The following is a 22,837-nucleotide window of genomic DNA, read 5'->3' on the forward strand; positions in this document are numbered from 1 at the left end:
TCGGTGACGCGCGACCACGCGAGCGCAAGCCAGGTAGCCTGGCTGCCATCACCGTTCAAGTCTTCGCATCAACGGGCTTGAGCATGGCCCGCATTGCCGATGTCGTCAGCAGCTTCTTGTAGGTGGCTGGCGACATCGCATTGATCATCAGGCGCCCGGTGACATCGGCCTTGATGTATTCCACGGCCAGCAGGGCGATGACAGGATTGGTTGTCAAGGTGGCCTGATCGGCCGTCATGTCTCCAAACTCCGCCACCACGGCTGCGCTGTCATCGGCAACCACCACGGCCAGGCGTCGGCCAGAAAGCCGCAACCTCGCGCTTGCCCCGCACTCTGCCAGGTCGTAGGTATGCGGGCCTTGCAAAGTGCCATCTCCATAGATAGCGACGTGGGTTTCGATTCCGCGCGCGCTGGCCGCTTCAAGCAGTGGCCCGAGCTCGTCGAGCTCCTCGTCCCAGATTCCGGCAAACACACTTTCCTGCGCGCTTGAAATCGAACGTGCAAACGCCTGCACGATCGCTTTTCTCCCGCTCAGCGACCAGACCAGTCCGGCTTCCTCTTGCACCGGCAGTTGATCCAGTGCCGATGCCGCCGCTTCCAGGTCGGCGTCGAAGCGCGAGCGCAGTTCCGCCAGCAGTGCGGTATGCGGCACAGCACTGTAACGCACCGGCTCGGAGCGATTCACCAGGACCGCGCCCCGCATTTCCAGCCGGGCCAGCGTTTCATACACCTTCGATGGCGGCATCGATGCCCTGCGGCTCACCTCGGCGCCGGTCAGTGCGGCCTGGCCGACCAGGGCGGTATAGGCCTGCGCCTCGTACTGGGTGAATCCCAGTCGCGTCATGGACGCGATCAATTCGTTTTCTGCGGTCATGCCTGGCTCTTTTTTCTGTGCGGAGGGATTGACTAACTACTTGAGTAGTATACGATTCAAATAACTACTACTCAAGTAGTTATAAATCGACGAAAGGATAATCCACATGCGTCAACTCATCAGCACGGGCTCACCTTGGGAGTCCAAGGTCGGATACTCGCGGGCAGTGATCGTGAACGATACGATCTTCATTTCAGGAACGGCCGGAAAGGGCCCGGACGTCTACGCGCAGACCAAGGAGGCATTGGTCACCATCGAGAAGGTGCTCACGGACAACGGTTTTCAGTTGGCGGATGTGGCACAGAGCCGGCTGATCGTTGCGGACTTTGCGCACTGGCAAGATGCAGCCCGCGCCCATGGCGAGGTCTACGGCGATATCCGTCCGGCGTTTTCCCTGGTGCATGCCTTGCCGTTCGTGGATGACGCGATTCTGGTCGAGGTCGAAGCCATTGCCGTCAGAGCCGACAGGTGAAGACGATGACCGCACAGCACGGCCGGCTCACCGGCCGTGCACTCCTCGTGCTCTCGGTCGCGGCGGGGAGCGCCATTGCAAACAACTACGCCATGCAACCGGCGCTCTCGGTCATCGCCGCTGACTTTGGGGTGGGTTTGGCACCGATGACGGCTGTGATATCCGGTGCCATCATTGGCTATCTGATCGGCCTGGTGCTGCTGGTCCCCCTGGCAGACAGGCTGAGTCCGCGTGTCCTGATTCCGGGACAGTTCTTCGCGCTGGCGCTTTCACTGGCGCTTGCGGCATGGGCACCGAGCCCGGATGCTCTCATCGGATGCTTTGTTCTGATCGGCGCTGCGAGCACGGTGGCCGCACAAAGCAGCGCCGTCGTCGGCAAGTTTGCCGATGCACGACGCCGTGCCCTGAGCATGGCGGCGATCTCCGCCGGCATCTCCGCAGGCATTCTGCTGAGCCGGTTCGTGGGCGGGTTGCTGGCGCAATGGTATGGGTGGCGCGGAGCGCTGATGGTGTTGGCGGCGTTCACTGCCGTCTGTGGCCTTTGCGTGTTGCCGTTGTTGCCTACGCAACGGCCTGCAGCACAGACGGGGTACTTTTCGACCCTATGCGCGCTGCCGGCCCTGGTAAGGCAATCGGAAGAGCTGCGCCTGCGTATCGGCGCAGGGATGCTGTGGTTCTTCGCCTTCAACCTGATCTGGGTGGGCCTGGTCGTACGTCTGGCCGCGCCACCATATAACCTCAACGCCGCGAGCATCGGACTGTACAGTCTTGCAGGGCTGGTGGGTCTGGTCATGACCCGTATCGCCGGAGGTCTGGCAGACCGGTTCGGGAATCGCCGCGTGATTGTCTGCGGTCTCCTCTGCGCATCCATTGCGGCGGGAGCCTTGGCGATGCTACTTGATCATGCTCCCGCCACCCTGGTAGCGCTGGCGCTGTTCGATGCGGGCTGTTTTACCGCGCAAGTTGCCAATTAGGCGGGCGTCGTCGCTATCGATCCATCGCGGTCCGGTGTGCTGAACTCGGCGTATCTGTTCTTCTATTACGGTGCGGGAGCCATGGGCACTGCCTTGGCAGGGACGCTTGCAATGAGCAGCGGGTGGGAGGCGACTGCCTTGTTGGCTGCCTTCACCACAGCTGCAGCAGCGATGCTTGTTGCGCGTATGCGCAGGTTCTCCCGCGCCAGCTAGATATCGCTTGATCACACGGAGATTTTTCGGGATGAGCTTATCTGGTATTCCTACCAGCTCGTCTCCCGCTCCGCCGTCGACGAAATCTTGTGGATCGCCAGATCGGCGCCTTCGAATTCCTGTTCCGGATCGAGGCGGATCCCGACTGTCTTCTTCAGCAGGCCGTACACGATCCATCCGCCGACTGCCGCAATGGCGATGCCCATCACGCTGCCCACCAGTTGCGACATGAAGGACACGCCGCCGCGTCCACCCAGCGCCTGCAAGCCGAAGATGCCGGCGGCCAGGCCGCCCCACAGGCCGCATAGGCCATGCAGGGGCCAGACTCCCAGCACGTCGTCGATCTTCCATTTGTTCTGGGTGCGGGTGAACATCCAGACGAAGATGGCACCGGCCATGCCGCCGGTGACCAGCGCGCCCAGCGGATGCATCAGGTCGGAGCCGGCACATACCGCCACCAGACCGGCCAGCGGGCCGTTGTAGGCGAAGCCGGGGTCGTTGCGGCCCATCAGCAGTGCGACCAGGGTGCCGCCGGCCATGGCCATGAGGGAGTTCATCGCGACCAGGCCGTTCATCTTGTCCAGGGTCTGCGCGCTCATCACGTTGAAGCCGAACCAGCCCACCGTCAGGATCCATGCGCCCAGTGCCAGGAAGGGGATGTTGGAGGGCGGATGGGCGGCGACCGCGCCTTCCTTGCTGTAGCGGCCGCGACGCGCACCCAGTAGCAGCACGGCAGGCAAGGCGATCCAGCCGCCGACGGCGTGGACCACGATGGAGCCGGCGAAGTCATGGAACTCGGCGCCGAAGGTGGACGCCAGCCAGGCCTGTACGCCGAAATGCTGGTTCCAGGCGATGCCCTCGAAGAAGGGATAGACCAGGCCGACCAGTACGGCGGTGGCCAGCAGCTGCGGGTTGAATTTGGAGCGCTCGGCGATGCCACCCGAGATGATGGCCGGAATGGCGGCGGCGAAGGTCAGCAGGAAGAAGAACTTCACCAGCTCGAAGCCGCTGCGCTCGGCCAGGGTTTCGGCACCGGCGAAGAAGCTCACACCGTAGGCGACGTAATAGCCGATGAAGAAATAGACGATGGTCGAGACCGCGAAGTCGGCCAGGATCTTCACCAGGGCATTGACCTGATTCTTCTTGCGCACCGTCCCCAGTTCCAGGAAGGCGAAGCCGGCATGCATGGCCAGGATCATGATCGCCCCCAGCAGGATGAAGAGGGCGTCTGCGCCGTTTTTGTGATCGTCCACCAGAAAATCTCCCAAAAATTGTGCAAGGAAAGAATCGAAAGCCCGGACTGATGCAATTTTCGTTCCATTTTGGTGATTATTTTGCAGTGGCTTGATTTTAAAGGACTTTTCAGGTGTGTCAGGTACTTGTCAGTCTGTTTTTGGCACTAAGTTGGTGCGATCTGCGTAGGTGCGACTGTGGCGAGGCTTGTTTTGGTGCGATGGCCGGGCGGCTCGAATTTTTCTTGAAAATCACGTCATTTTGCCGTTTCGGGCCATCCGGTCAGCATTGGTCATCGTGCTTTCATGGAACGGTCATACGCGATTGCTAAATTGCAACTCCCTTCTTTTTTCCTCACCCTCAGGAGTTGCCATGCCAGACCAGAATTCGCCAGCCGAACCCAGCCGTCGCCGCTTCCTGCGCGACAGCGCCGTCACTGCGGCCGCCGCCGGGAGTGCGGCCGTGCTCGCCAGCCCCGCCAGCCTGGCTGCCGCGCCGGCCATCGTCACCTCCGAACGTCTGCGCCCGCAATTCCCGGGCGGGATCATGAGTGGCGACGTCACCCGTGACAGCGCCATCGTCTGGGCGCGTGCCGATCGCAATGCGCGCATGCTGGTCGAGTATTCCACCAGCGAGAACTTCGCCGATGCGGTGCGCGTCGCCGGTCCCACCGCGTTGGCGCGGGAGGACTACACCGCCCGTGTCGACCTGCGCGGTCTGCCCTCGGGACAGCGGGTTTACTACCGCGTGCGTTTCCAGGATCTGGTGCACGAGTCGGCCCTGAGCGAGCCGCTGACCGGCAGCCTGATGGTGCCGGCCTCGCGCCAACATGGTCAACTGCGCGACATCACCTTCGCCTTCTCGGGCGACGAAGCCGGCCAGGGCTGGGGCATCAACGAGCAGTGGGGCGGCTACCGGGTGTATGAAAGCATGCGTCGCTTCCGTCCCGACTTCTTCATCCATTCGGGCGACCAGATCTATGCCGATGGTCCGATCCAGGCCGAGGTGAAGCTGGACGATGGCAGCCTGTGGCGCAACGTCGTGACCGAGGCCAAGTCCAAGGTGGCGCAGACGCTGGACGACTATCGCGGCAACTTCGCCTACAACATGCTGGACGCCAACAAGCGCCGCTTTGCCGCCGAAGTGCCGTTCCTGGTGCAGTGGGACGACCACGAAGTGCGCAACAACTGGTATCCGGGTCAGGTGATCGGCGTGCAGGAAAAGCGCTACGACGAGCGCAACATCGATGTGCTGGCGGCCCGTGCGCGCCAGGCCATGTTCGAACACAACCCCTTCCGCATTGACCAGGCCGATCCGTTCCGCATCTATCGCGCCTTCAATCACGGGCCACTGCTGGAGGTGTTCATGCTGGACGAGCGCAGCTATCGCGGCCGCAATTCACCCAATCGCCAGCGTGGCGGTCATGATGCCGATTTCCTCGGGCCGGAGCAGATGCGCTGGATCAAGCAGTCGCTGTTGCGTTCGCGCTCGACCTGGAAGCTGATCGCCAGCGACATGCCGCTGTCCATCGTGGTGCCGGACCTCAATGCCGATGTGCCGCCCGGCACCTTCGAGGCCTGGGCCAATGCCGACAACGGCAAGCCGTCCGGTCGTGAGCTGGAAGTGGCGGAGCTGCTGCGCTTCATCAAGCAGCACGACATCAAGAACGTGGTGTGGGTGACGGCCGATGTGCACTACGCTTCAGCCACCCACTATGCGCCCGAGCGGGCACAGTTCACCGACTTCAAGCCCTTCTGGGAATTCGTCGGGGGGCCGATCAATGCCGGTACCTTCGGTCCGGGTGAGATCGATCGGACCTTCGGTCCGGATGTGCGTTTCGTGAGCATCCCGGCGGACATGAAGCAGAACCGCTCCCCGGCGGAGCTGCTGCAGTTCTTTGGTATCGGCAAGATCGATGCGAAATCGAAGACGCTCACCGTCACGCTACACGGTACCGATGGCAAGGAAATCTACAAGGTCGAGCTGCCGCCCGAGGCGTGATGCTGAAGTGACCTGAAGGTCGGACCGGCTTCAGCCCGGTCCGGCCAGCTTGCGCGAGATGGTGGCGCAGGCTTGCAGCAGCGGTACCACGTAGGCTTGATGTGGATCCGGCAGGCGCCGGAACAGCGGAATGCTCACGCTCACGCAGGCCACCGGCAGGCCATCGGTGCCGACGATGGCGGCACCGTAGCAGAAGATCTGGGCTTCGTTCTCTTCACGGTCTTCTGCATAGCCGCGTGCGCGGGTCTGTTCCAGGTCGTGGCGCAATGCCGGAAGATCGGTGTGGGTATGCTCGGTGAAGGCCTCCATCTGCAGCGTGCGCATCAGGTTTTCGCGGCGCGATTCTTCCAGCCCGGCCAGGTAGGCCTTGCCCACCGAACTCGAGTAGAGCGTCACGCGGGTGCCGATGCGCGAGGCCATGCGCACGGCTTGCGGGCTTTCCAGCTTTTCGATATAGACCATGCTGACGTCGCTGGGGACGGCCAGGTGGATGGTCTCGCGGGTGATGTCGCGCAACTGGCGCAGCGGTTCGATGGCAGTGGTGCGGATATCGCTGCGATCCCAGGCGCGGCTGGCCAGGTTGATCAGTCGCGGTCCCACCTCGAACTGTTTGCTGCGCGGGTTTTCCACCACCATGCCCTCGGCCATCAAGGCGGCCAGGATGCGATAGACGGTGGGGCGCGGATAGCCCGACAGCGCTGCCAGCTGCGCGATGTTCAGGGGCGCGTCCTGGTCGGCGATCAATTGCAGCACGGCGACGAACTTGGAGAAGGCGGCGGTGCCGGCAATCTTGTTCGGGTCGTCGGGATGTTTGTCGTGGTCAGGCATGGGCGCAGGTTTCCGGAGGCAGGGCGAAATCAGGATCGGGGCAGATTATAGCGGAGCCTGGTGGCGCTCCAGCGCAAAAAAGCCCGCGCCGCCTGGAGCAGCGAACGCGGGAAAATGGCATGCCTTGCAGGGTGACATCAGGCAATCAGATAGCCGCCGTCGACCGGGATGATGGTGCCGGTCATGAACGAGGCGGCGGGCGAGCAGAGGAAGGCCACGACATTGCCGATGTCTTCCGGGCGGCCCCAGCGGTTCAAGGGCGTGCGCGCCAGGATCGGGCTGGCGCGGGCCGGATCGTCCTGCAGGGCCTGGGTGAGCGGGGTGGCGATCCAGCCCGGCGCGACCGCATTGACGCGGATGCCGTCGGCCGCATAGGCAATGGCCAGCGACTTGGTCAGCTGCGCCACGCCGCCCTTGCTGGCGCTGTAGCCGGGGACCAGGCCACCACCGAAGAAACTGAGCATGGAAGCCGTGTTGACGATGCAGCCACCGGACTGACGCAGCAACTCGCGGGAGGCCGCGCACACTCTCATGGTGCCGGTGAGGTTGACGGCGATCACCTGTTCGAAGACTTCGGTCTCCAGTTCCGCGCCGCGTTTGATGATACCGGCGCAGTTGACCACGATGTCCATTTGCCTGAGGCCGGCCAGGGCAGCGCGCACGCTCTCTTCGCTGGCCACGTTCATCTCCACCAGGGTGATGTCGGTGCCGGCGAATTCCTCGTGGGCGAAGGGCGGCAATCCGGCTGCGATGACGCGGGCACCGAGTGCTGCCAGCTGGCGTGCGACGGCGCCGCCTATGCCCTGGGTGCCGCCGGTGACGAGGGCGGTCTTGCCCTGCAGAAGATCGGGAATGAAGCTCATGGTGTTCCTTGTGGATAGCGTGGGTGGCAGGGGACTGGCTGGATGCCGCTACCCGCAGGCGGCGGCATCGGGTCAGGCGACTGCGTGCAGCGGGATCAGGCGTGCGATTCGATGGGCTTGTCGACCACGAACATGTACACCAGCGCCGCCGCAAAGGCCACCGCCGCGCTGATCAGCAGGGCGTTGACGAAGGAGTGGGTCTGGTCCACCACCACCCCGGTGATGACCGGCGCCAGCGAACCACCGAGATAGCCACCGAAGTTCTGCATGCTGCCCAGCGAGGCCACCAGACGGCGCGGGATGGCCACCGACACCAGCGCCCAGGCACCGCCCGAGGCCATGTTCACGAAGGCCATGGCCAGCGAGATATAGACGATCGCCATGGTGGTGCTGGGGGTGTAGGCGGCCGGGATGGTGAAGGCACCCGCGCCGATCAGACCGGCGCAGATCGGCCACTTGCGGCTGCGGATGGCGGGCATGCCGCGCTTCATCAGGCCATCGGCGATATAGCCCGAGGACAGCATGCCGAGCGTGCCGAAGATGTAGGGGATGACCACCACCCAGCCGGTACGCGCGATGGACAGGTGGCGCTCATGCTCCAGATAGGCCGGCAGCCAGGTCAGGTACAGCCAGACCATGTAGATCACGCCCATGAAGCCGAACAGCATGCCCCAGGTGGTGCGGTACTTGAAGAGACTCTTCCACTCGTTCCAGGTCAGCTTGGCGTTGGCATTGGGATCGGTGTCGTGGTCGTCGGCCAGGTACAGTACCTCGGACGGGGTCAGTTCGACCTCGTTGCGATTGCGGTAGAACAGATACCAGCCCACCGACACCGCGATGCCCAGCACGCCCATGATGACGAACATCATGCGCCAGCCGAAGGACAGCATCAGGATGGTGAGGATGGGTGGTGCCAGGGCGGGGCCGATGGTGGAGGAGGCCACGAAGATGCCGGTCGGTCCACCGCGTTCGCGCATGGCGAACCACTCCGAGACCACCTTGGCCCCGGCCGGGAATTGCGGTGCCTCGCCCAGGCCCAGGAACACGCGGGCCACCAGAAATTGCTGCAGGGTGTTGACGAAGCCGCCGGCCAGTTGTGCCAGCGACCAGACGAACATGCCGGCGCCCAGCATCACGCGGGCGCCGAACTTGTCCAGCATGGCGCCGATGGGCAGTTGTGAGAAGGCATAGGCCAGCGAGAAGGCCGACAGCAGCAGGCCCATCTGCGAGGCGCTCAGGTTCAGTTCCTGGCTTACCGAATGATTGGCGATGGACAGGGTGCTGCGGTCAAGATAGTTGACGATGCCTGCCAGCATCAGGAAGGTCAGTGCGACGACCTGTATGCGTTTGAGCCGGAGGCTCTTTTCCTTTTGGACTTCCATGGGTTACGTCTCCAGAGTGAATGAGTCAATGCCATTGGCGTGCTTCCTGCCGGCGCCGTCTGCTGCGGCGCTCTGTGTCGGTGACATGGCGGAAGCGTCATGCGAGGACGCTGTCTTGAGGACGTTGTGGATGCCGTCCCTGCTGCTGCTCCGGCACGGCCGGGGTGATGTCTGCATCGCCCCTGGCCGTGATCCTCGCTGCCCGGATGATTCTGCGATCCTGCTCCTTTCAGTAGGTGGCGCGACCACCCGAGAGGTCGAACACGGCACCGGTGTTGAAGCTGCACGAGCCCGAGCACAGCCAGGCGCACAGTTCGGCCACTTCTTCCACGGTGCCGAGGCGGTGCATCGGGCTCTTGGCGATCATGGTCTGGACGTGGGCCGGCGACATCTGTTCCAGTAGCGCCGTCTTGACCGCGGCCGGGGCGATGGCATTGACCAGTATCCCGGTCTCGGCCAGTTCCTTGCCGAGCGACTTGGTCAGGGCCAGCACGCCGGCCTTGGCGGCGCTGTAGGCCGATGCATTGGGCGTACCTTCCTTGCCGGCCAGCGAGGCGATGTTGACGATGCGCCCGCGTCCGGCGGCGCGCATGGCCGGGACCACGCTGCGACAGGCGTGGAAGACCCCCAGCAGATTGACCTGCACGATGCGATGCCATTCGGCCACGTCGTATTCGTCCAGCGGTACGGTGGGGCCGGCATAGCCGGCATTGTTGACCAGGAAGTCGATGCGCCCGGTCTCGACCAGCAACTGATGGACGGCATCCTCGACCGAGCCAGCGTCGGTGATGTCCACCTGTTGCTGCCGGTAGGGGGAGCTGGCGGCCTGGTGCAGGTCCCACACCACCACGCGCGCGCCGGCCTCAGCCAGGCGCGCCGCGACGGCCGCGCCGATGCCACCATGGCCACCGGTGACCACGGCTACGCAGTCGCGGAAATCGTAGTTCGCAGTGTCGTAATGCATGCGGTCCGCCCTCAACGCACGAAGCGGTCGACGTAGTCGCTGCCCAACCCGACCGCTTCGTAATGCTTGCGGCACATATCGAGCTTGGTGAAGACATCTTCATAGCCTTCGAACTTGCCCCAGGGGTCGCAGTAGAACATCACACCGGTGATGTGGAAGTAGGTGATCATTTCTTCCACGTCTTCCGGTACGTAGAGGGTGTGGGTTTCGCCGGGTGGTTCGAAGACGTAGCTGCCTTGTTCGGCGATCCAGTCATGCTCCAGGTAGCGCCATTTCCCCTTGAGCACCATGCCGTGGACGGGCGCCGGATGGCGGTGGCGCGAGAGCACGCCGGACTTGCGCACGCGCAGCAGGTTGGTCCAGTAGCCCTGCGAGACATTGAGGCAGAGCGGGCGGAACCAGACATTGTCGGCCTGCGGTACCCAGACGCGCTCGTCCTCGGGGACGGCGGGGTTGACCACGATTTCCAGCGGGGCTTCCTTGGGGTTGGGGAATTGATAGGGCTGCATCTTCGCGTCAGCGGGTATGAGAGTGCTCATGAGGTCTCCAGGCGGGATATTTGTCTTTTATTGTCCATAATATGAACAATACGTCTGCAATATGGTCACTTTGAGTGGTCAGAAAGTGAAAGTCAACAGCGCAGTGGCCCGCTCCCGTTTCCTCAAAAGCGAGTCACTATCCTTGATATCGATCAAGCGTCAGGCTGACAAAGGCAGGAGGAAGCACGCAACACGAGCGCAAGGGCCTGGCCGGGAATGATGAAATTTATGCGCCGATGACGTTCAAGCCATCGGGCGGGAGCGCTGCTGCAGGGGATGGGAAGGTGAGGCCGGGTGCAGGTGCGGGGCGTGGCGCCGTCAGTGGTCCCAATGGACCTGGGCAAATGCCTCGGCGAGGAAGTCCAGCATCGCCCTGACCTTGGCCGGCAGATGGGCGCGGCTGGGATAGACGGCATAGATGCCCAGCGCGGGCGTGCCGAAGTCGGCGAGGATGGGGACCAGTTGGCCGCTACGCAGATACTGGTCGATCATGAAGGTGGGCTGGCGCGTGATGCCTACCCCGCCCAGCGCAGCCTGCACGCAGCTGTCACCATTGTTGGCGTGCATGCGCGAATTCACGCGTACGCTGACCGGTCCTTCCGGACCGCTGAACTGCCATTCGTCCTTGCCCTGGTTGTAGCTGTAGCTGATGACCTGGTGCCGCGCCAGGTCGTGGGGATGGTGGGGGGTGCCGTATTTTTCCAGATAGGCGGGCGAGGCGCATATCGGCAGGCTGGTGCTGGTGAGCTTGCGGTGGATCAGGGTGGAATCGGCCAGCCGCGCGATCCGAATGGCCAGGTCGTAGCCTTCGTCGATGATATCGACGATGCGGTCCGACAAGGTGATGTCCAGCTCTACCTCCGGGTAGCGCTCCAGGAACATCGGCCACAGCGGTGCCAGGTGCAGCACGCCGAAGGTGACCGGGGCGTTGATGCGCAACAGGCCGGCCGGTCGGGCGGCACCGGCCGAGAGCAGGTCGTCGGCGGCTTCGATGTCGGCCACGATCTGCTTGCAGCGTTCAAGGTAGAGACTGCCGGCTTCGGTGAGCGAGAGCCGGCGCGTGGTCCGTTGCATGAGGCGGGAGCCCAGGCGGGCTTCCAGTTCCAGTACGGTGCGCGAGACCGCCGCCTTGGAGATGCCCAGTGCATCGGCGGCCTTGACGAAGCTGCCCAGTTCGGCCACGGCAATGAAGCATTCGATTTCACGCAGTTTGTTCAACCCGTCTATCCCCCAGATGGCGCCGCGCCGGCGCCGTCGGGGAGACGGGGGCTCAGGCGGCAGCCGGTAGTTGTGCCAGCAGGCTGGAGGCCGTGCCGAAGGCGAAGGCGTCCATGCGCAGGCTATGATACGTCGAACCGCTGTCCAGGTGAACCAGTCGGGTCCAGTCATCGGCCGCACCCATGGCGAAGAACAGGCTCAGCAGGTGTTCGTCGCTGGGGTGGGTGCGTACCGCGTGCGGAGCCGTGGTCCGGTAGCCGAACAGGGCTTCGAGGTCGCCGGCCTGCATGCGGTCCAGGAACCACTGCAGGAATTCCAGCGTATGCGGGGCATCACCGGCATCGGTATCGTTGCGACGCAGTTCACGCAGGTTGTGCGTGAAGCTGCCCGAACCGACCAGCAGGATGCCTTCGCGGGCCAGCGGCGCCAGCAACTGGCCGACCTGGAAGTGATAGGCCGGCGGCTGCTGCGATTGCAGCGACAGCTGGATCACCGGCACATCGGCCTGTGGATAAAGATAGCGCAGCGGTACCCAGGCACCGTGGTCCAGCCCCCAACCGTCATCGGTGTTGGCCGGCAGACCGCCATCGCGTAGCCGCTGGGCTACGTGCTCGGCCAGTGCGGGCGCCCCCGGGGCGGGGTAGTCCAGTGCATAGAGCGCCTGCGGGAAACCGCCGAAATCGTGGATCACGCGTGGCTTGGCCTGGTTGCCCACGCGGGGAGTAAAGGTCTCCCAGTGCGGCGACATCATCACGATGCCACGCGGGCGCGGCAGGGCGGCGCCGATGCCCGCCAGCAGCGGACCGGTACGGCCAGGTTCCACGGCCAGCATGGGCGAGCCGTGCGAGACGAACAGCGAGGGCAGGTGGAGGGTATCGGACATGATGGTTTCCTTGAGGCGCCTGTGGAAAACTTGATTTCCCGCATGCAAGAACTGAACTAAAAGATCTCGACGTTCACACTGAATCTAGATGACTTTTGCCGGGCGCGTGGCCCGGCCAGAGGACTTCGGCAAACCGGATGCTCAACTGCGTTCGTCACGCTTGAGGGCAAAGGCGCCATCTCCCAGCAGGAACACGGCGATCAGGCCGACGATCCAGAGCGCCAGGTATTCCCAGCCACCCTTGGGGTTGGTGAAGAAGAATCCCGCCTTGCCGTGGACCAGCACGATGGCGCCCAGCAGGTCGGCCGCCAGGGGCAGTGCCAGCCAACGACCGTAGTAGCCCAGCACCAGCGCAATGCCGCCCACCACTTCCAGTGCCATCACGGGATAGGCGAACCAGCCGGGTACACCCAGCGAGGCAAAGAAGCCCACGGTGCCAGCCGGGGTGAAGACGAAGATTTTCAGGCCGGCGTGGACCAGGAAGAAGATGCCCATGGTGACGCGCAGCAGGAAGGCGGCGTAGTCGGCGCGGGTGTTGACGGTGACGGTGCTCATGATGATCCCGGGAAGTGTGGAGTGGATGAAGGCAGGCCAGCTATCGTGCGCGCTCTCTGGCGGGCGTGATGGAGATGGGCCATGTCCACACTGTAGGGAAGAATGCGGGCCGGATAAACCGGCTGCGGCGGGATGGATTGTCTTGGTGGGGTTGACAATCCGGTCCCGCCTGTCCTGCTTCAGTCCTCGCTGTCGCGGGAATGCGGCTTGGCCTCTTCGCGGCGGTTGTAGCCGGCCACCATGTCGAAACGGAACAGGCGGCATTCCAGGGCGCCGTTGAAGAACGGGGTCTTGCGCGATTCCTTCAGGCGCATCAGCTTGGGCAAGCTCAGGTCGGCCGAGAACAGGAACACGCTCCAGCCGGCAAAGCGCTGCTTGAGGGTACTGGAGAAGGCGCTGAAGAATTGCGCGAACAGTTCTTCGGTCGGCAGGGCGCGATCACCACGCACGCCGATCCGCTCACCGTAAGGCGGGTTGGTCAGGATGATGCCGACCAGTGGCTGGCCATCGGCGTCCAGCGGCGGCTTGATCTCCTGCGCCTCGATCTGCTTCAGTGGAATCTCGAACTGGATACCGGCGCGCACCAGGTTCTTGCGGGTCAGTTCCACCATGTCGCCGGAGATGTCGCTGCCGAAGAGCGTCGGCGTGGTCGGGATCGGGTTGGGTTTGAAGTCGCCCTTGATGGCGAACCAGGCATCGGCGTCGAAGTTGCTGAACTTCTCGAAGGCAAAGCGGCGGCGCGCGCCCGGCGGCACGCCGGCAATCATCTGGGCTGCTTCGGCCAGGATGGTGCCGGAGCCGCACATGGGATCGAACAGCGGCACGCCCGGCTTCCAGCCGGAGGTACGCAAGAGACCTGCGGCCAGGTTCTCGCGCAGCGGTGCATCACCGGTCTCTTCGCGCCAGCCGCGCTTGAACAGCGCCTCGCCGGAGGTATCCAGGTAGACCGTGAAGTTGTGGGCATCGACGAAGCCGGCGATGCGCATGTCGGGGGTGCGGGTATTGACCGAGGGACGCAGCTTGAACTGGTCGAGGAAGCGGTCGCAGATGGCATCCTTGATCTTGAGCGTGCTGAATTCCAGGCTGCGCAGCGGCGACTTCACGGCGGTCAGGTCCACGCGGATGGTGTGCGAGACCTTGAACCAGTCTTCCCAGGCCTGGGCCAGGGTGAGGTCGTAGATGTCGTTTTCGTTCTTGTAGGAACCATGGCCCATGCGCAGCAGCACGCGGCTGGCGATGCGCGAATGCAGGTTCATCTGGTAGGCCGCCAGCAGCGTGCCGGAGCAGTGCACTCCGCCCGGGACCTGGTTGTGCACCTTGAGATTGGCGGCCGGGCCGGCATGGACGGCGATCTCGTCGAGTTCTTCGGCCAGTGCCGCTTCCAGGCCACGCGGGCAGGGGCAGAAATAAGAGTGTTGAGTGTCCAGGGATTGCATGGGAGTACCTTTTATCCGTTGAAAAACAGGGCTTCAAAAAATCAGAACGCCGGGCTGCGCTTCAGTTCATTGCGCAGTCCGGCGTCATTGTACGCTGGCCGCTCAGGCTTTCGCGAAGGCACGCTCGACGAAATCGAGCCGGTCCTGGCCCCAGTAGCCTTCGCCTTCGTAGACGAACCAGGGGGCGCCGAATACGCTGGCGGCATTGGCTTCATCGGTGAAGCGGTCGAATTCGGCCTGCACGCTGGCGGTCTCGGCCGACTTCAGCAGGGCCGCGCCATCGTGCTCCTGTGCGTTGGCGATGGCGACCAGGGTATCGGTATCGGCGATGTTCTTCTGTTCTTCCCAGACGGCGTGCATGATGGCGCCGGTCAGCCGCAGCGAGGCAGCCGTGCCGTGTGCGAGCTGGGTGGCGATGATCAGGCGGGCGGCGGTATCGCTGTTGACCGGGAAGTGGGTCGGCTGCAGGATCATCGGCTTGCCCAGGAATTCACTCCAGCGTGCCAGTTCCTTGAGGCGATAGGCCTGGCGCTGCGGTGCGCGCTTGGCCAGCGGCAGACCGCCGGAGACGCCGAAGATCTTCGACAGGTCAAAGGGTTTGGGAAGGATCTGCACCTGGTATTTCTCGGCGAGGGCGACGAAGCGCTCGTGGCCCAGATAGGCGAACGGCGAATGCGGGGCGAAAAAATACTCACAGACTTTGCTCATGACCGACTCCGGAATGAATGATGGTGTGTGGTGAGACGTACGTGGCTTGGGGATATCAGAACGGCTTGACGACGACCAGGATCACGATGGCCAGCATCAGCAGCACCGGGACTTCATTGAACCAGCGGAACCAGACGTGACTGCGGGTATTCTTGCCGTGCTCGAACTTCTTGAGCAGGGAGCCGCAGGCGTGGTGATAGCCGATCACCAGCACCACCAGGAACAGCTTGGCATGCAGCCAGCCGTTGCCCGGGCCTTTCCAGAATTGCCAGGTGATGGCCAGCAGCCACGCGCCCAGGACCAGCGCCACCAGCGCGGTCATGCCGGTGAAGCGGTACAGCCGACGCGCCATGCCCAGCAGGCGTTCGCGCGAGACCAGGTCGGTCTCCTGTGCCAGGTTCACGAAGATGCGCGGCAGATAGAACAGGCCGGCGAACCAGGAGGCGATGAAGACGATGTGCAGGGCTTTGATCCAGAGCATGGCTTTCCTTGGCGTTGAAGTCGTCGATTACTGGCGTACCTGGCCCTGGCCCAGCACCACGTACTTCAGCGAGGTCAGGCCTTCCAGGCCGACCGGGCCGCGCGCGTGCAGCTTGTCGTTGGAGATGCCGATCTCGGCACCCAGGCCGTATTCGAAACCATCGGCAAAGCGGGTCGAGGCATTGACCATGACCGAGGCCGAATCGACTTCGCGCAGGAAGCGCATGGCGCGGGTGTAGTCCTCGGTGATGATGCTGTCGGTGTGCTGCGAGGAGTGGCGGTTGATGTGATCGATGGCTTCGTCCATGTCGGCCACGACCTTCACGGCCAGGATCGGGGCCAGGTATTCGGTGTCCCAGTCTTCTTCGGTGGCGGCCTTCAGCAGCGGGTAGTCGGCCAGGATCTCGGCGGCTTCGGCGTCGCAGCGCAGCTCCACTTCCTTGACGCGATACAGTTCGGCCAGCGGTGGCAAGACGGCGGCGGCGATGTTGCGTGACACCAGCAGGGTTTCCATGGTGTTGCAGGTGCCGTAGCGATGGCACTTGGCGTTGAAGGCCACGTCCAGCGCCTTGCGCGTGTCTGCTTTGTCGTCGATGTAGACGTGGCAGATGCCGTCCAGGTGCTTGATCATGGGGACCTTGGCTTCCTTGATCAGGCGTTCGATCAGGCCTTTGCCGCCACGCGGCACGATGACGTCCACATACTCCTGCATGGTGATGAGTACACCGACGGCGGCGCGGTCGGTGGTCTCGACCACCTGCACCGCATCTTCCGGCAGGCCGGCACCGGCGAGACCTTCTTTCACCAGCTTGGCCAGCGCCTGGTTGCAATGGATGGCTTCGGAACCGCCGCGCAGGATGGTGGCATTGCCGCTCTTGATGCACAGGCCGGCGGCGTCCACGGTGACGTTGGGGCGGGCTTCGTAGATGATGCCGATCACGCCCAGGGGCACACGCATCTGGCCGACCTGGATGCCGGTGGGGCGGTATTTCATGTTGCTGATCTCGCCGATGGGGTCGGGCAGGGAGGCGATCTGCTCCAGGCCTTCGGCCATGGTGGCGATGGCCTTGTCGGACAGCGTCAGGCGGTCCAGCATGGCCTCGGCCAGACCATTGGCGCGGGCCGCATCGAGGTCCAGCGTATTGGCGGCGCGCAGGGCGTCCGCATCGCGACGGATGGCGGCGGCGATCAGCAGCAGCGCCTGGTTCTTGGCGGCGGTATCGGCACGCGCCATGGCACGCGAGGCGGCACGGGCCTGCTGGCCGATGCGGTTCATGTAGAGTTCGATGTTTTCCATTCGGGTTCCTCCGGTGCGCGATGGGCGCGGCCGTGTTGGTGTGTCTGTGTTGCTTGCTCTCGGTGGGGCTATTCGCCGCTCAGTGCCCGCGGGCCAGTTTCAGTCCCAGTTGCAGCAGGGCGTCCCACGGGTCGCCGGCAAAGGCGCGGGCACGCAGGCCCTTGACCATGCGGTCCACCAGGGCAGCTTCCTGCAGGGCCTGTTCCAGCGCGGCCAGGCTGATGCGCCGCAGGGCCGGTTCCATTAGTCGTTCACGCGGACCCCAGATACGGTATTCCTTGAGCAGCGCGCCCACGGGCTTGCCCTGGGCCATGCCGGACTTGAGCTTGAGGAGCGTGCGGATTTCCTCGGTCACCGCCCACAAGACCAGCGGCAGGGCTTCGCCTTCGCCCTTCAGACCGTCCATCATGCGCGTGAGTCGGGCGATGTCGCCGGAGAGCATGGCTTCGTTGAGCTTGAAGACATCGTAGCGGGCCACGTTGAGCACGGCGTCCTGTACCTGTTCGAAACCGAGCTTGCCGGCCGGGTAGAGCAAGGCCAGCTTCTGGATTTCCTGGTGCGCGGCCAGCAGGTTGCCTTCCACGCGGTCGGCGATGAAGTCCAGGCAGGGGCGGTCGGCGCTCTGCTGCTGGGCGGCCAGGCGGTTGCCGATCCAGCCCGGCAACTGGGCGCGCTCCACCAGCGGGATATCGATGTACACCGCCGCCTGCTGCAGGGCGCCGACCCAGGCCGCCTTCTGCGTGGCCCAGTCCAGCTTGGGCAGGCTGATGATGGTGAGGTTGTCGGGCGAGAGATTGGCGGCGTAGTCCTGCAGGGCCTGGCCACCATCCTTGCCGGGCTTGCCGGTGGGGATGCGCAGTTCGATCAGCTTCTTGTCGCCGAACAGCGATTGCGACTGGTTGGCCGCCAGTAGTTCGCCCCACTTGAAGCTGCGCTCCACCACCAGCACTTCGCGCTCGGTGTAGCCATTGGCGCGGGCGCTGCGGCGGATCTTGTCGGCCGCTTCCAGCGCCAGCAGGTGCTCGTCGCTGGCGATCACGTAGAGTCCCGCCAGCGATTTGCCGAGATGAGCGTCCAGGGAGTCGTGGCGCAGTTGCATGGCAATGTGCGTGGCCGGATCAGGAATCCGACTGCGCCTTCTCGGTGCTGATGGCCGACTTCGAGGCCGCCAGGCGACGCAGGATCTGCTGCACCAGGTCGGACTGCATGTCGCGGTAGAGCAGCGCTTCCTCGGCCTGCTTGGCCAGTTCCTGGTTCTCGTCATAGGTGATGACGCGACGCAGGGTGATGGCCGTGGGCGGGATCATCACCACCCCCTTGGGGTCGGTGACGGAGAAGGTGAAGCGCTGGAACAGTGCATATTCACGTACGCGGCCGTTGGTGTTCAAGGTCAACACCTGGCGATCGCGGGAGTCGGCCAACACCTTCAGATTGGCTTCGGCATCCTTGGCGTCGGAGACCACCTTGGCGCCGCTGGCCTCGATGTTGCGCTTGAGTTCCACACCGACGGCGGAGTTGGGACCAAAGCCTAGATAGATGGTCTTGAAGGGCAGGTCGGCCGCGCCGCGCATGTGGAAGCCGCAGGCCGTGAGCATCACGGCGGCGAGGGCCATCAGCAGCCATTGTTGGAAACGCTTGATTTGGACTTGAGCGTGCATGGGGTTCCGTCGGTTGGGTTGGGCCGGATCAGGCGACGATGTTGACCAGCTTGCCGGGCACCACGATCACCTTCTTGGGGGCGCCGGTGAGGAATTTCTTCACATCCTCATTGGCCAGGGCGGCGGCTTCGATGGCGGCCTTGTCGGCATCCTTGGGAACCGTCACCTCGCCACGCAGCTTGCCGTTGACCTGCACCACCAGCTTGAGCTCGCTCTGTTCCAGGGCGGCCGCATCCACCTGCGGCCAGTCGGCGTCGAGGATGTCGCCCTGGACGGCGGCATAGCCCAGTTGCTGCCACAGCACGTGGGTGATGTGCGGCGCCACCGGATTGAGCACGCGCAGGAAGATCGAGAAGCACTCTGCCAGCACGGCGTCACCGGCCGCACCGGCGGCGGGCTTGGCGGCTTCCAGCGTGTTGAGCATCTTCATGCAGGCCGAGACCACGGTGTTGTACTGGATGCGCTTGAAGTCGTTGTCGGCCTGTTGCAGCACCTTGTGCACTTCGCGGCGCAGGGTCTTGAGGCCGTCGTCCAGTTGGGCGATATCAATGGCGCCGGCAGCGCCGATGCGCGCGGCATTGTTGTAGCCGAAGGCCCACACGCGGCGCAGGAAGCGGTTGGCACCCTCCACGCCGGCACCCGACCATTCCAGGGTCTGCTCCGGCGGCGAGGCGAACATGGTGAACAGGCGGGCGGTGTCGGCGCCGTACTGGTTGATCTGGGCTTGCGGGTCGATGCCGTTGTTCTTGGACTTGGACATCTTCTCGGTGCCGCCGATTTCCACCGGCTGGCCATCGGCCTTGAGGATCGCCGAGACCGGGCGGCCCTTGTCGTCGAAGGTCAGTTCCACATCGGCCGGGTTGATCCAGAGCTTCTTGCCGGAGGCTTCTTCGCGATAGTAGGTCTCGTTCAAGACCATGCCCTGCGTCAACAGGTTGGTGAAGGGTTCGTCGAACTTGACCAGGCCGAAGTCGCGCATGACCTTGGTCCAGAAGCGCGCATACAGCAGGTGCAGCACGGCGTGTTCGATGCCGCCGATGTACTGGTCCATGGGCATCCAGTAATCGTTGCGGGAATCGACCATGGCATCGTTGCTGCCCGGCGAGGTATAGCGCATGTAGTACCAGGACGAGTCCACGAAGGTGTCCATGGTGTCGGTTTCGCGACGGGCCGGCTTGCCGCATTGGGGGCAGTCGACCTTGAGGAATTGCTCATGCTTGTTCAGGGGATTGCCGCTGCCGTCCGGTACGCAGTCTTCCGGCAGCACTACCGGCAGGTCCTTTTCAGGCACCGGCACGTCGCCGCAATCCGGGCAGTGGATGATGGGGATGGGCGTGCCCCAGTAGCGCTGGCGCGAGATGCCCCAGTCGCGCAGGCGGAAGGTGACCTTCTTTTCGCCCATTCCCTGTGCGGCCAGGTCGGCGGCTACGGCATCCACGGCCGCCTGATAACCCAGGCCATCGTACTTGCCGGAGGCGATGGTCTTGCCGGCTTCCTTGTCGCCATACCATTCTTCCCAGGCGTCGGTGGAGTAGGTCTTGCCTTCCACGCCGATGACCTGCTTGATCGGCAGGTCGTACTTGCGGGCGAAGGCGAAGTCGCGCTCGTCGTGCGCCGGCACGCCCATCACGGCGCCGTCGCCGTAGGTGATGAGCACGTAGTTGCCGACCCAGACCTCGACCTTCTCGCCGGTCAGCGGGTGGGTGACGTACAGGCCGGTGGGCATGCCCTTCTTTTCCATCGTCGCCATGTCGGCTTCGATGACGCTGCCTTGCTTGCACTCGGCGATGAAGGCTTGCAGGTCCGGGTTGTTCTCGGCCGCGAGGGTGGCCAGAGGATGTTCCGGGGCCACCGCACAGAAGGTCACGCCCATGATGGTGTCGGCGCGGGTGGTGAAGACGAACAGCTTGCCGTCGTTGATCAACTGGCCGCTGGCGTCCTTGATCTCATGCGGGAACGCAAAGCGCACGCCGGTGGACTTGCCGATCCAGTTGGCCTGCATCAGGCGCACGCGCTCGGGCCAGCCGGGCAGCTTGGTCTCGACGTGTTCCAGCAGTTCGTCGGCGTAGTCGGTGATGCGGGCGTAGTACATCGGGATTTCGCGCTTTTCGATCACCGCACCCGAGCGCCAGCCACGGCCATCGATGACCTGCTCGTTGGCCAGCACGGTCTGGTCGATCGGGTCCCAGTTCACGGTGCCGGTCTTCTTGTAGATGATGCCCTTCTCCAGCATCTTCAGGAACATCCACTGGTTCCACTTGTAATACTCGGGACGGCAGGCGGTCATCTCGCGCGACCAGTCGATGGCCAGGCCCATGGACTGCATCTGCGACTTCATGTAGTCGATGTTGGAATAGGTCCACTGCGCCGGTGGCACGCCATTGGCCATGGCGGCGTTCTCGGCGGGCATGCCGAAGGCGTCCCAGCCCATCGGCATCAGGACGTTGTAGCCGTTCATGCGCAGGTAGCGGTACATCACATCGTTGATGGTGTAGTTGCGCACGTGGCCCATGTGCAGCTTGCCGGAGGGGTAGGGCAGCATCGAGCAGGCGTAGAACTTCTTCTTGTCGCGGCCTTGCTTGTCACGGGCGTTTTCGACGGTCTTGTAGGCGTCGATGGCGTTCCAGTGCTGCTGTGCGGACTGTTCGACTTCGGCTGGGCTGTATTTATCTTGCATGACGGGCTGATACGGATGGGATTCGGTTGGGAAGGGAGTGCAATTCGAAACCCTGCATTATACCGGCTCGCCACCCCGTCGACGCAGTCTGCACCGGGCAAGCGTGGGAAGCGCATGCCGGAGCATTTTCCAATGGGAAACAAAAAAGCCCGCCTCCACGGAAAAAGCCAGAGGCGGGCAAAGATCCCTGTGCCAGAGCAGGGCGGCATCAGGGACCGCAGCTACGTGCATCCGGCCGGTCAGGGGGGACGGATCGGCTGGATTCGCGTGGCTGTAGTCGGCGTTGTTCGTCGAGCAGGCATATGAAACCATCTTCACGCCGGGCGATGTTGGTTCTCGAATTTGTTCTCATCAAATATCGAAAAATTGCGAAAAAGCTATTTTTTTACGGTAACACCGACGAATTTGGCGCCGGCGTTTGAGACCGCGCATGGTCATGAGGTCGTCACAATCAGACGGCATCATGAAATCGTTTTCATTCGCCCCCTGGTGCCGTCGTGCGTCCTTCCATCAAACAAGTTGCCCATCTGGCTGGCGTCTCCATCGCCACGGTCTCCCGCCTGCTCAACAAGCCCGGCTCGGTGAGCGCGGAAACGGCCGAGAAGATCCATCGCAGCATCGCCGAACTGGGTTTTCGACCCAACTTCACCGGCCGCAACCTGCGGGCCGGCAATTCGCGCACCGTGGGGGTGGTGGTGCCGACGCTGTCCAATACCGTCTTCGCCCAGTGCCTGCAGGGCATCGAACTGGCGGCGCGCGCGCTGGATTACTCGGTCATGTTCACCACCACCGAGTACCTGCCCGAGGAAGAGTCGGCGGCGGTCGAGCTGTTGCTGGGGCACCGGGTGGACGGGGTGATCCTGACGGTGGCCGATGCCGGTTCCAATGCCACGCTGGACCTGCTGGAGCGCGAACGGATTCCCTTCGTACTGACCTATAACCAGCTGGCCAGCGCTGCGCCGATGACGCATCGCGCCTCGGTCTCGGTGGACAACCGCGCCGCCGCCTGTGACGCGGTGGCCCATTTGATCGGTCTGGGTCACCGGCGCATCCAGATGCTGTCGGGCCGCTTCAACGCCTCGGACCGCGCCATGCAGCGCTACTACGGTTACCTCGATGCGATGCAGGCGGCCGGCCTGGCGCCGCTGCCGGCCATCGAGGTGGAGCGCCATACCCTCACCGCCGCCACCGACTACCAGCAGATGATGGCCGACCCGCTGCAGCGTCCGACCGCGCTGTTCTGCTCCAACGATCTGCTGGCCCTGAGCGCCATGCGCGACCTGCGCGCGCTGGGCCTGCAGGTGCCGGGGGATATCTCGGTAATGGGCTTCGACGGCATCCCGGTCGGCGCCCTGATGGCACCCGTACTGGCCAGCGTGGTGCAACCCTCCGAGCGCATCGGCGATGTCGCACTGCGCACGCTGGTGGAAGCCATCGAGCGCGCCGTGCCGACGGCTGCCGAGGGTCCGTCATCGCAGTCCCCGCAGTCCGCCCAGCCGGCCCTGCGTCACATCCTGCCGCATGTGCTGCGGAAGGGGGGATCGGTGGCACCGCCGGCTGCGCGCTCTTTGTCCTGAATTTG

General features: G+C 63.7%; 20 protein-coding genes and 1 pseudogene. 4 read left to right on the top strand and 17 right to left on the bottom strand.

Annotation, left to right across the window (positions count from 1 at the left end; genetic code table 11):
• Positions 1-55: 55 nt before the first annotated feature.
• A complete protein-coding gene (locus I5R65_RS06515; protein ID WP_180665555.1) occupies positions 56-874 on the bottom strand; it encodes a TrmB family transcriptional regulator in 819 nt (272 codons plus the stop codon).
• A gap of 106 nt (positions 875-980) precedes the next feature.
• Between I5R65_RS06515 and I5R65_RS06520 the strand changes: the two genes are divergently transcribed.
• Both I5R65_RS06520 and I5R65_RS06525 read left to right on the top strand, forming a co-directional pair.
• Positions 981-1,346, top strand: a complete 366-nt coding sequence (locus tag I5R65_RS06520) for a RidA family protein (protein ID WP_180665557.1) — start codon at positions 981-983, stop codon at positions 1,344-1,346.
• Positions 1,347-1,351: 5 nt separating this feature from the next.
• Positions 1,352-2,533: pseudogene (locus tag I5R65_RS06525) on the top strand (MFS transporter).
• 50 nt (positions 2,534-2,583) lie between these two features.
• Here I5R65_RS06525 and I5R65_RS06530 read toward each other — a convergent pair.
• Positions 2,584-3,786 (bottom strand): ammonium transporter, encoded by a 1,203-nt coding sequence (locus tag I5R65_RS06530; RefSeq protein WP_180665560.1) that lies wholly within the window; start codon positions 3,784-3,786, stop codon positions 2,584-2,586.
• A gap of 352 nt (positions 3,787-4,138) precedes the next feature.
• Here I5R65_RS06530 and I5R65_RS06535 point away from each other — a divergent pair, with 352 nt between their 5' ends.
• Complete coding sequence (locus I5R65_RS06535; RefSeq protein WP_180665562.1) at positions 4,139-5,767, top strand: alkaline phosphatase; 1,629 nt, start codon at positions 4,139-4,141, stop codon at positions 5,765-5,767.
• 30 nt (positions 5,768-5,797) lie between these two features.
• Here I5R65_RS06535 and I5R65_RS06540 read toward each other — a convergent pair whose 3' ends face one another.
• From I5R65_RS06540 to leuS, 15 genes are all read right to left on the bottom strand, one after another.
• Entirely contained in the window at positions 5,798-6,595 is a 798-nt protein-coding gene (locus I5R65_RS06540) for an IclR family transcriptional regulator (RefSeq protein ID WP_180665564.1), read from the bottom strand.
• 137 nt (positions 6,596-6,732) lie between these two features.
• Entirely contained in the window at positions 6,733-7,458 is a 726-nt protein-coding gene (locus tag I5R65_RS06545) for an SDR family NAD(P)-dependent oxidoreductase (RefSeq protein WP_180665566.1), read from the bottom strand.
• 95 nt (positions 7,459-7,553) lie between these two features.
• Positions 7,554-8,840 (bottom strand): MFS transporter, encoded by a 1,287-nt coding sequence (locus tag I5R65_RS06550; protein ID WP_180665568.1) that lies wholly within the window; start codon positions 8,838-8,840, stop codon positions 7,554-7,556.
• 229 nt (positions 8,841-9,069) lie between these two features.
• Positions 9,070-9,804, bottom strand: a complete 735-nt coding sequence (locus I5R65_RS06555) for an SDR family NAD(P)-dependent oxidoreductase (RefSeq protein ID WP_180665570.1) — start codon at positions 9,802-9,804, stop codon at positions 9,070-9,072.
• A gap of 11 nt (positions 9,805-9,815) precedes the next feature.
• Positions 9,816-10,343 carry a 2,4'-dihydroxyacetophenone dioxygenase family protein gene (locus tag I5R65_RS06560; RefSeq protein ID WP_180665572.1) on the bottom strand — a complete coding sequence of 176 codons (528 nt, stop codon included), beginning with the start codon at positions 10,341-10,343 and terminating at the stop codon, positions 9,816-9,818.
• Positions 10,344-10,661: 318 nt separating this feature from the next.
• Entirely contained in the window at positions 10,662-11,561 is a 900-nt protein-coding gene (locus tag I5R65_RS06565; protein WP_180665574.1) for a LysR family transcriptional regulator, read from the bottom strand.
• A 52-nt stretch (positions 11,562-11,613) separates the two neighbouring features.
• Positions 11,614-12,444 (bottom strand): dioxygenase, encoded by an 831-nt coding sequence (locus I5R65_RS06570; RefSeq protein ID WP_180665576.1) that lies wholly within the window; start codon positions 12,442-12,444, stop codon positions 11,614-11,616.
• 141 nt (positions 12,445-12,585) lie between these two features.
• Positions 12,586-12,999 (bottom strand): DoxX family protein, encoded by a 414-nt coding sequence (locus I5R65_RS06575; RefSeq protein WP_180665578.1) that lies wholly within the window; start codon positions 12,997-12,999, stop codon positions 12,586-12,588.
• Between the two features lie 179 nt (positions 13,000-13,178).
• Positions 13,179-14,435, bottom strand: coding sequence for a class I SAM-dependent RNA methyltransferase (locus I5R65_RS06580; RefSeq protein WP_180665580.1), 1,257 nt, complete (start codon positions 14,433-14,435; stop codon positions 13,179-13,181).
• A gap of 102 nt (positions 14,436-14,537) precedes the next feature.
• The gene (locus I5R65_RS06585) at positions 14,538-15,143 is read right to left on the bottom strand and encodes a 2-hydroxychromene-2-carboxylate isomerase (RefSeq protein WP_180665582.1); all 606 of its coding nucleotides are present in this window, start codon (positions 15,141-15,143) and stop codon (positions 14,538-14,540) included.
• Positions 15,144-15,198: 55 nt separating this feature from the next.
• Complete coding sequence (locus tag I5R65_RS06590; protein WP_006461815.1) at positions 15,199-15,624, bottom strand: CopD family protein; 426 nt, start codon at positions 15,622-15,624, stop codon at positions 15,199-15,201.
• A 27-nt stretch (positions 15,625-15,651) separates the two neighbouring features.
• The gene (locus I5R65_RS06595) at positions 15,652-16,920 is read right to left on the bottom strand and encodes a glutamate-5-semialdehyde dehydrogenase (RefSeq protein WP_180665584.1); all 1,269 of its coding nucleotides are present in this window, start codon (positions 16,918-16,920) and stop codon (positions 15,652-15,654) included.
• A 79-nt stretch (positions 16,921-16,999) separates the two neighbouring features.
• Positions 17,000-18,019, bottom strand: coding sequence for a DNA polymerase III subunit delta (gene holA / locus I5R65_RS06600; protein ID WP_180665586.1), 1,020 nt, complete (start codon positions 18,017-18,019; stop codon positions 17,000-17,002).
• A gap of 19 nt (positions 18,020-18,038) precedes the next feature.
• Entirely contained in the window at positions 18,039-18,578 is a 540-nt protein-coding gene (lptE, locus tag I5R65_RS06605) for an LPS assembly lipoprotein LptE (RefSeq protein WP_180665588.1), read from the bottom strand.
• A 28-nt stretch (positions 18,579-18,606) separates the two neighbouring features.
• On the bottom strand, positions 18,607-21,255 hold the full coding sequence (leuS, locus tag I5R65_RS06610; RefSeq protein ID WP_180665590.1) for a leucine--tRNA ligase: 2,649 nt from the start codon (positions 21,253-21,255) through the stop codon (positions 18,607-18,609).
• A gap of 497 nt (positions 21,256-21,752) precedes the next feature.
• Between leuS and I5R65_RS06615 the strand changes: the two genes are divergently transcribed.
• Positions 21,753-22,832: a LacI family DNA-binding transcriptional regulator gene (locus I5R65_RS06615; protein ID WP_180665592.1), complete on the top strand. Its 1,080-nt coding sequence runs from the start codon at positions 21,753-21,755 to the stop codon at positions 22,830-22,832.
• Positions 22,833-22,837 lie beyond the last annotated feature (5 nt).

Origin of the sequence: Herbaspirillum sp. AP02, assembly GCF_015767275.1 — a bacterium.
GTDB lineage: Bacteria > Pseudomonadota > Gammaproteobacteria > Burkholderiales > Burkholderiaceae_D > Herbaspirillum.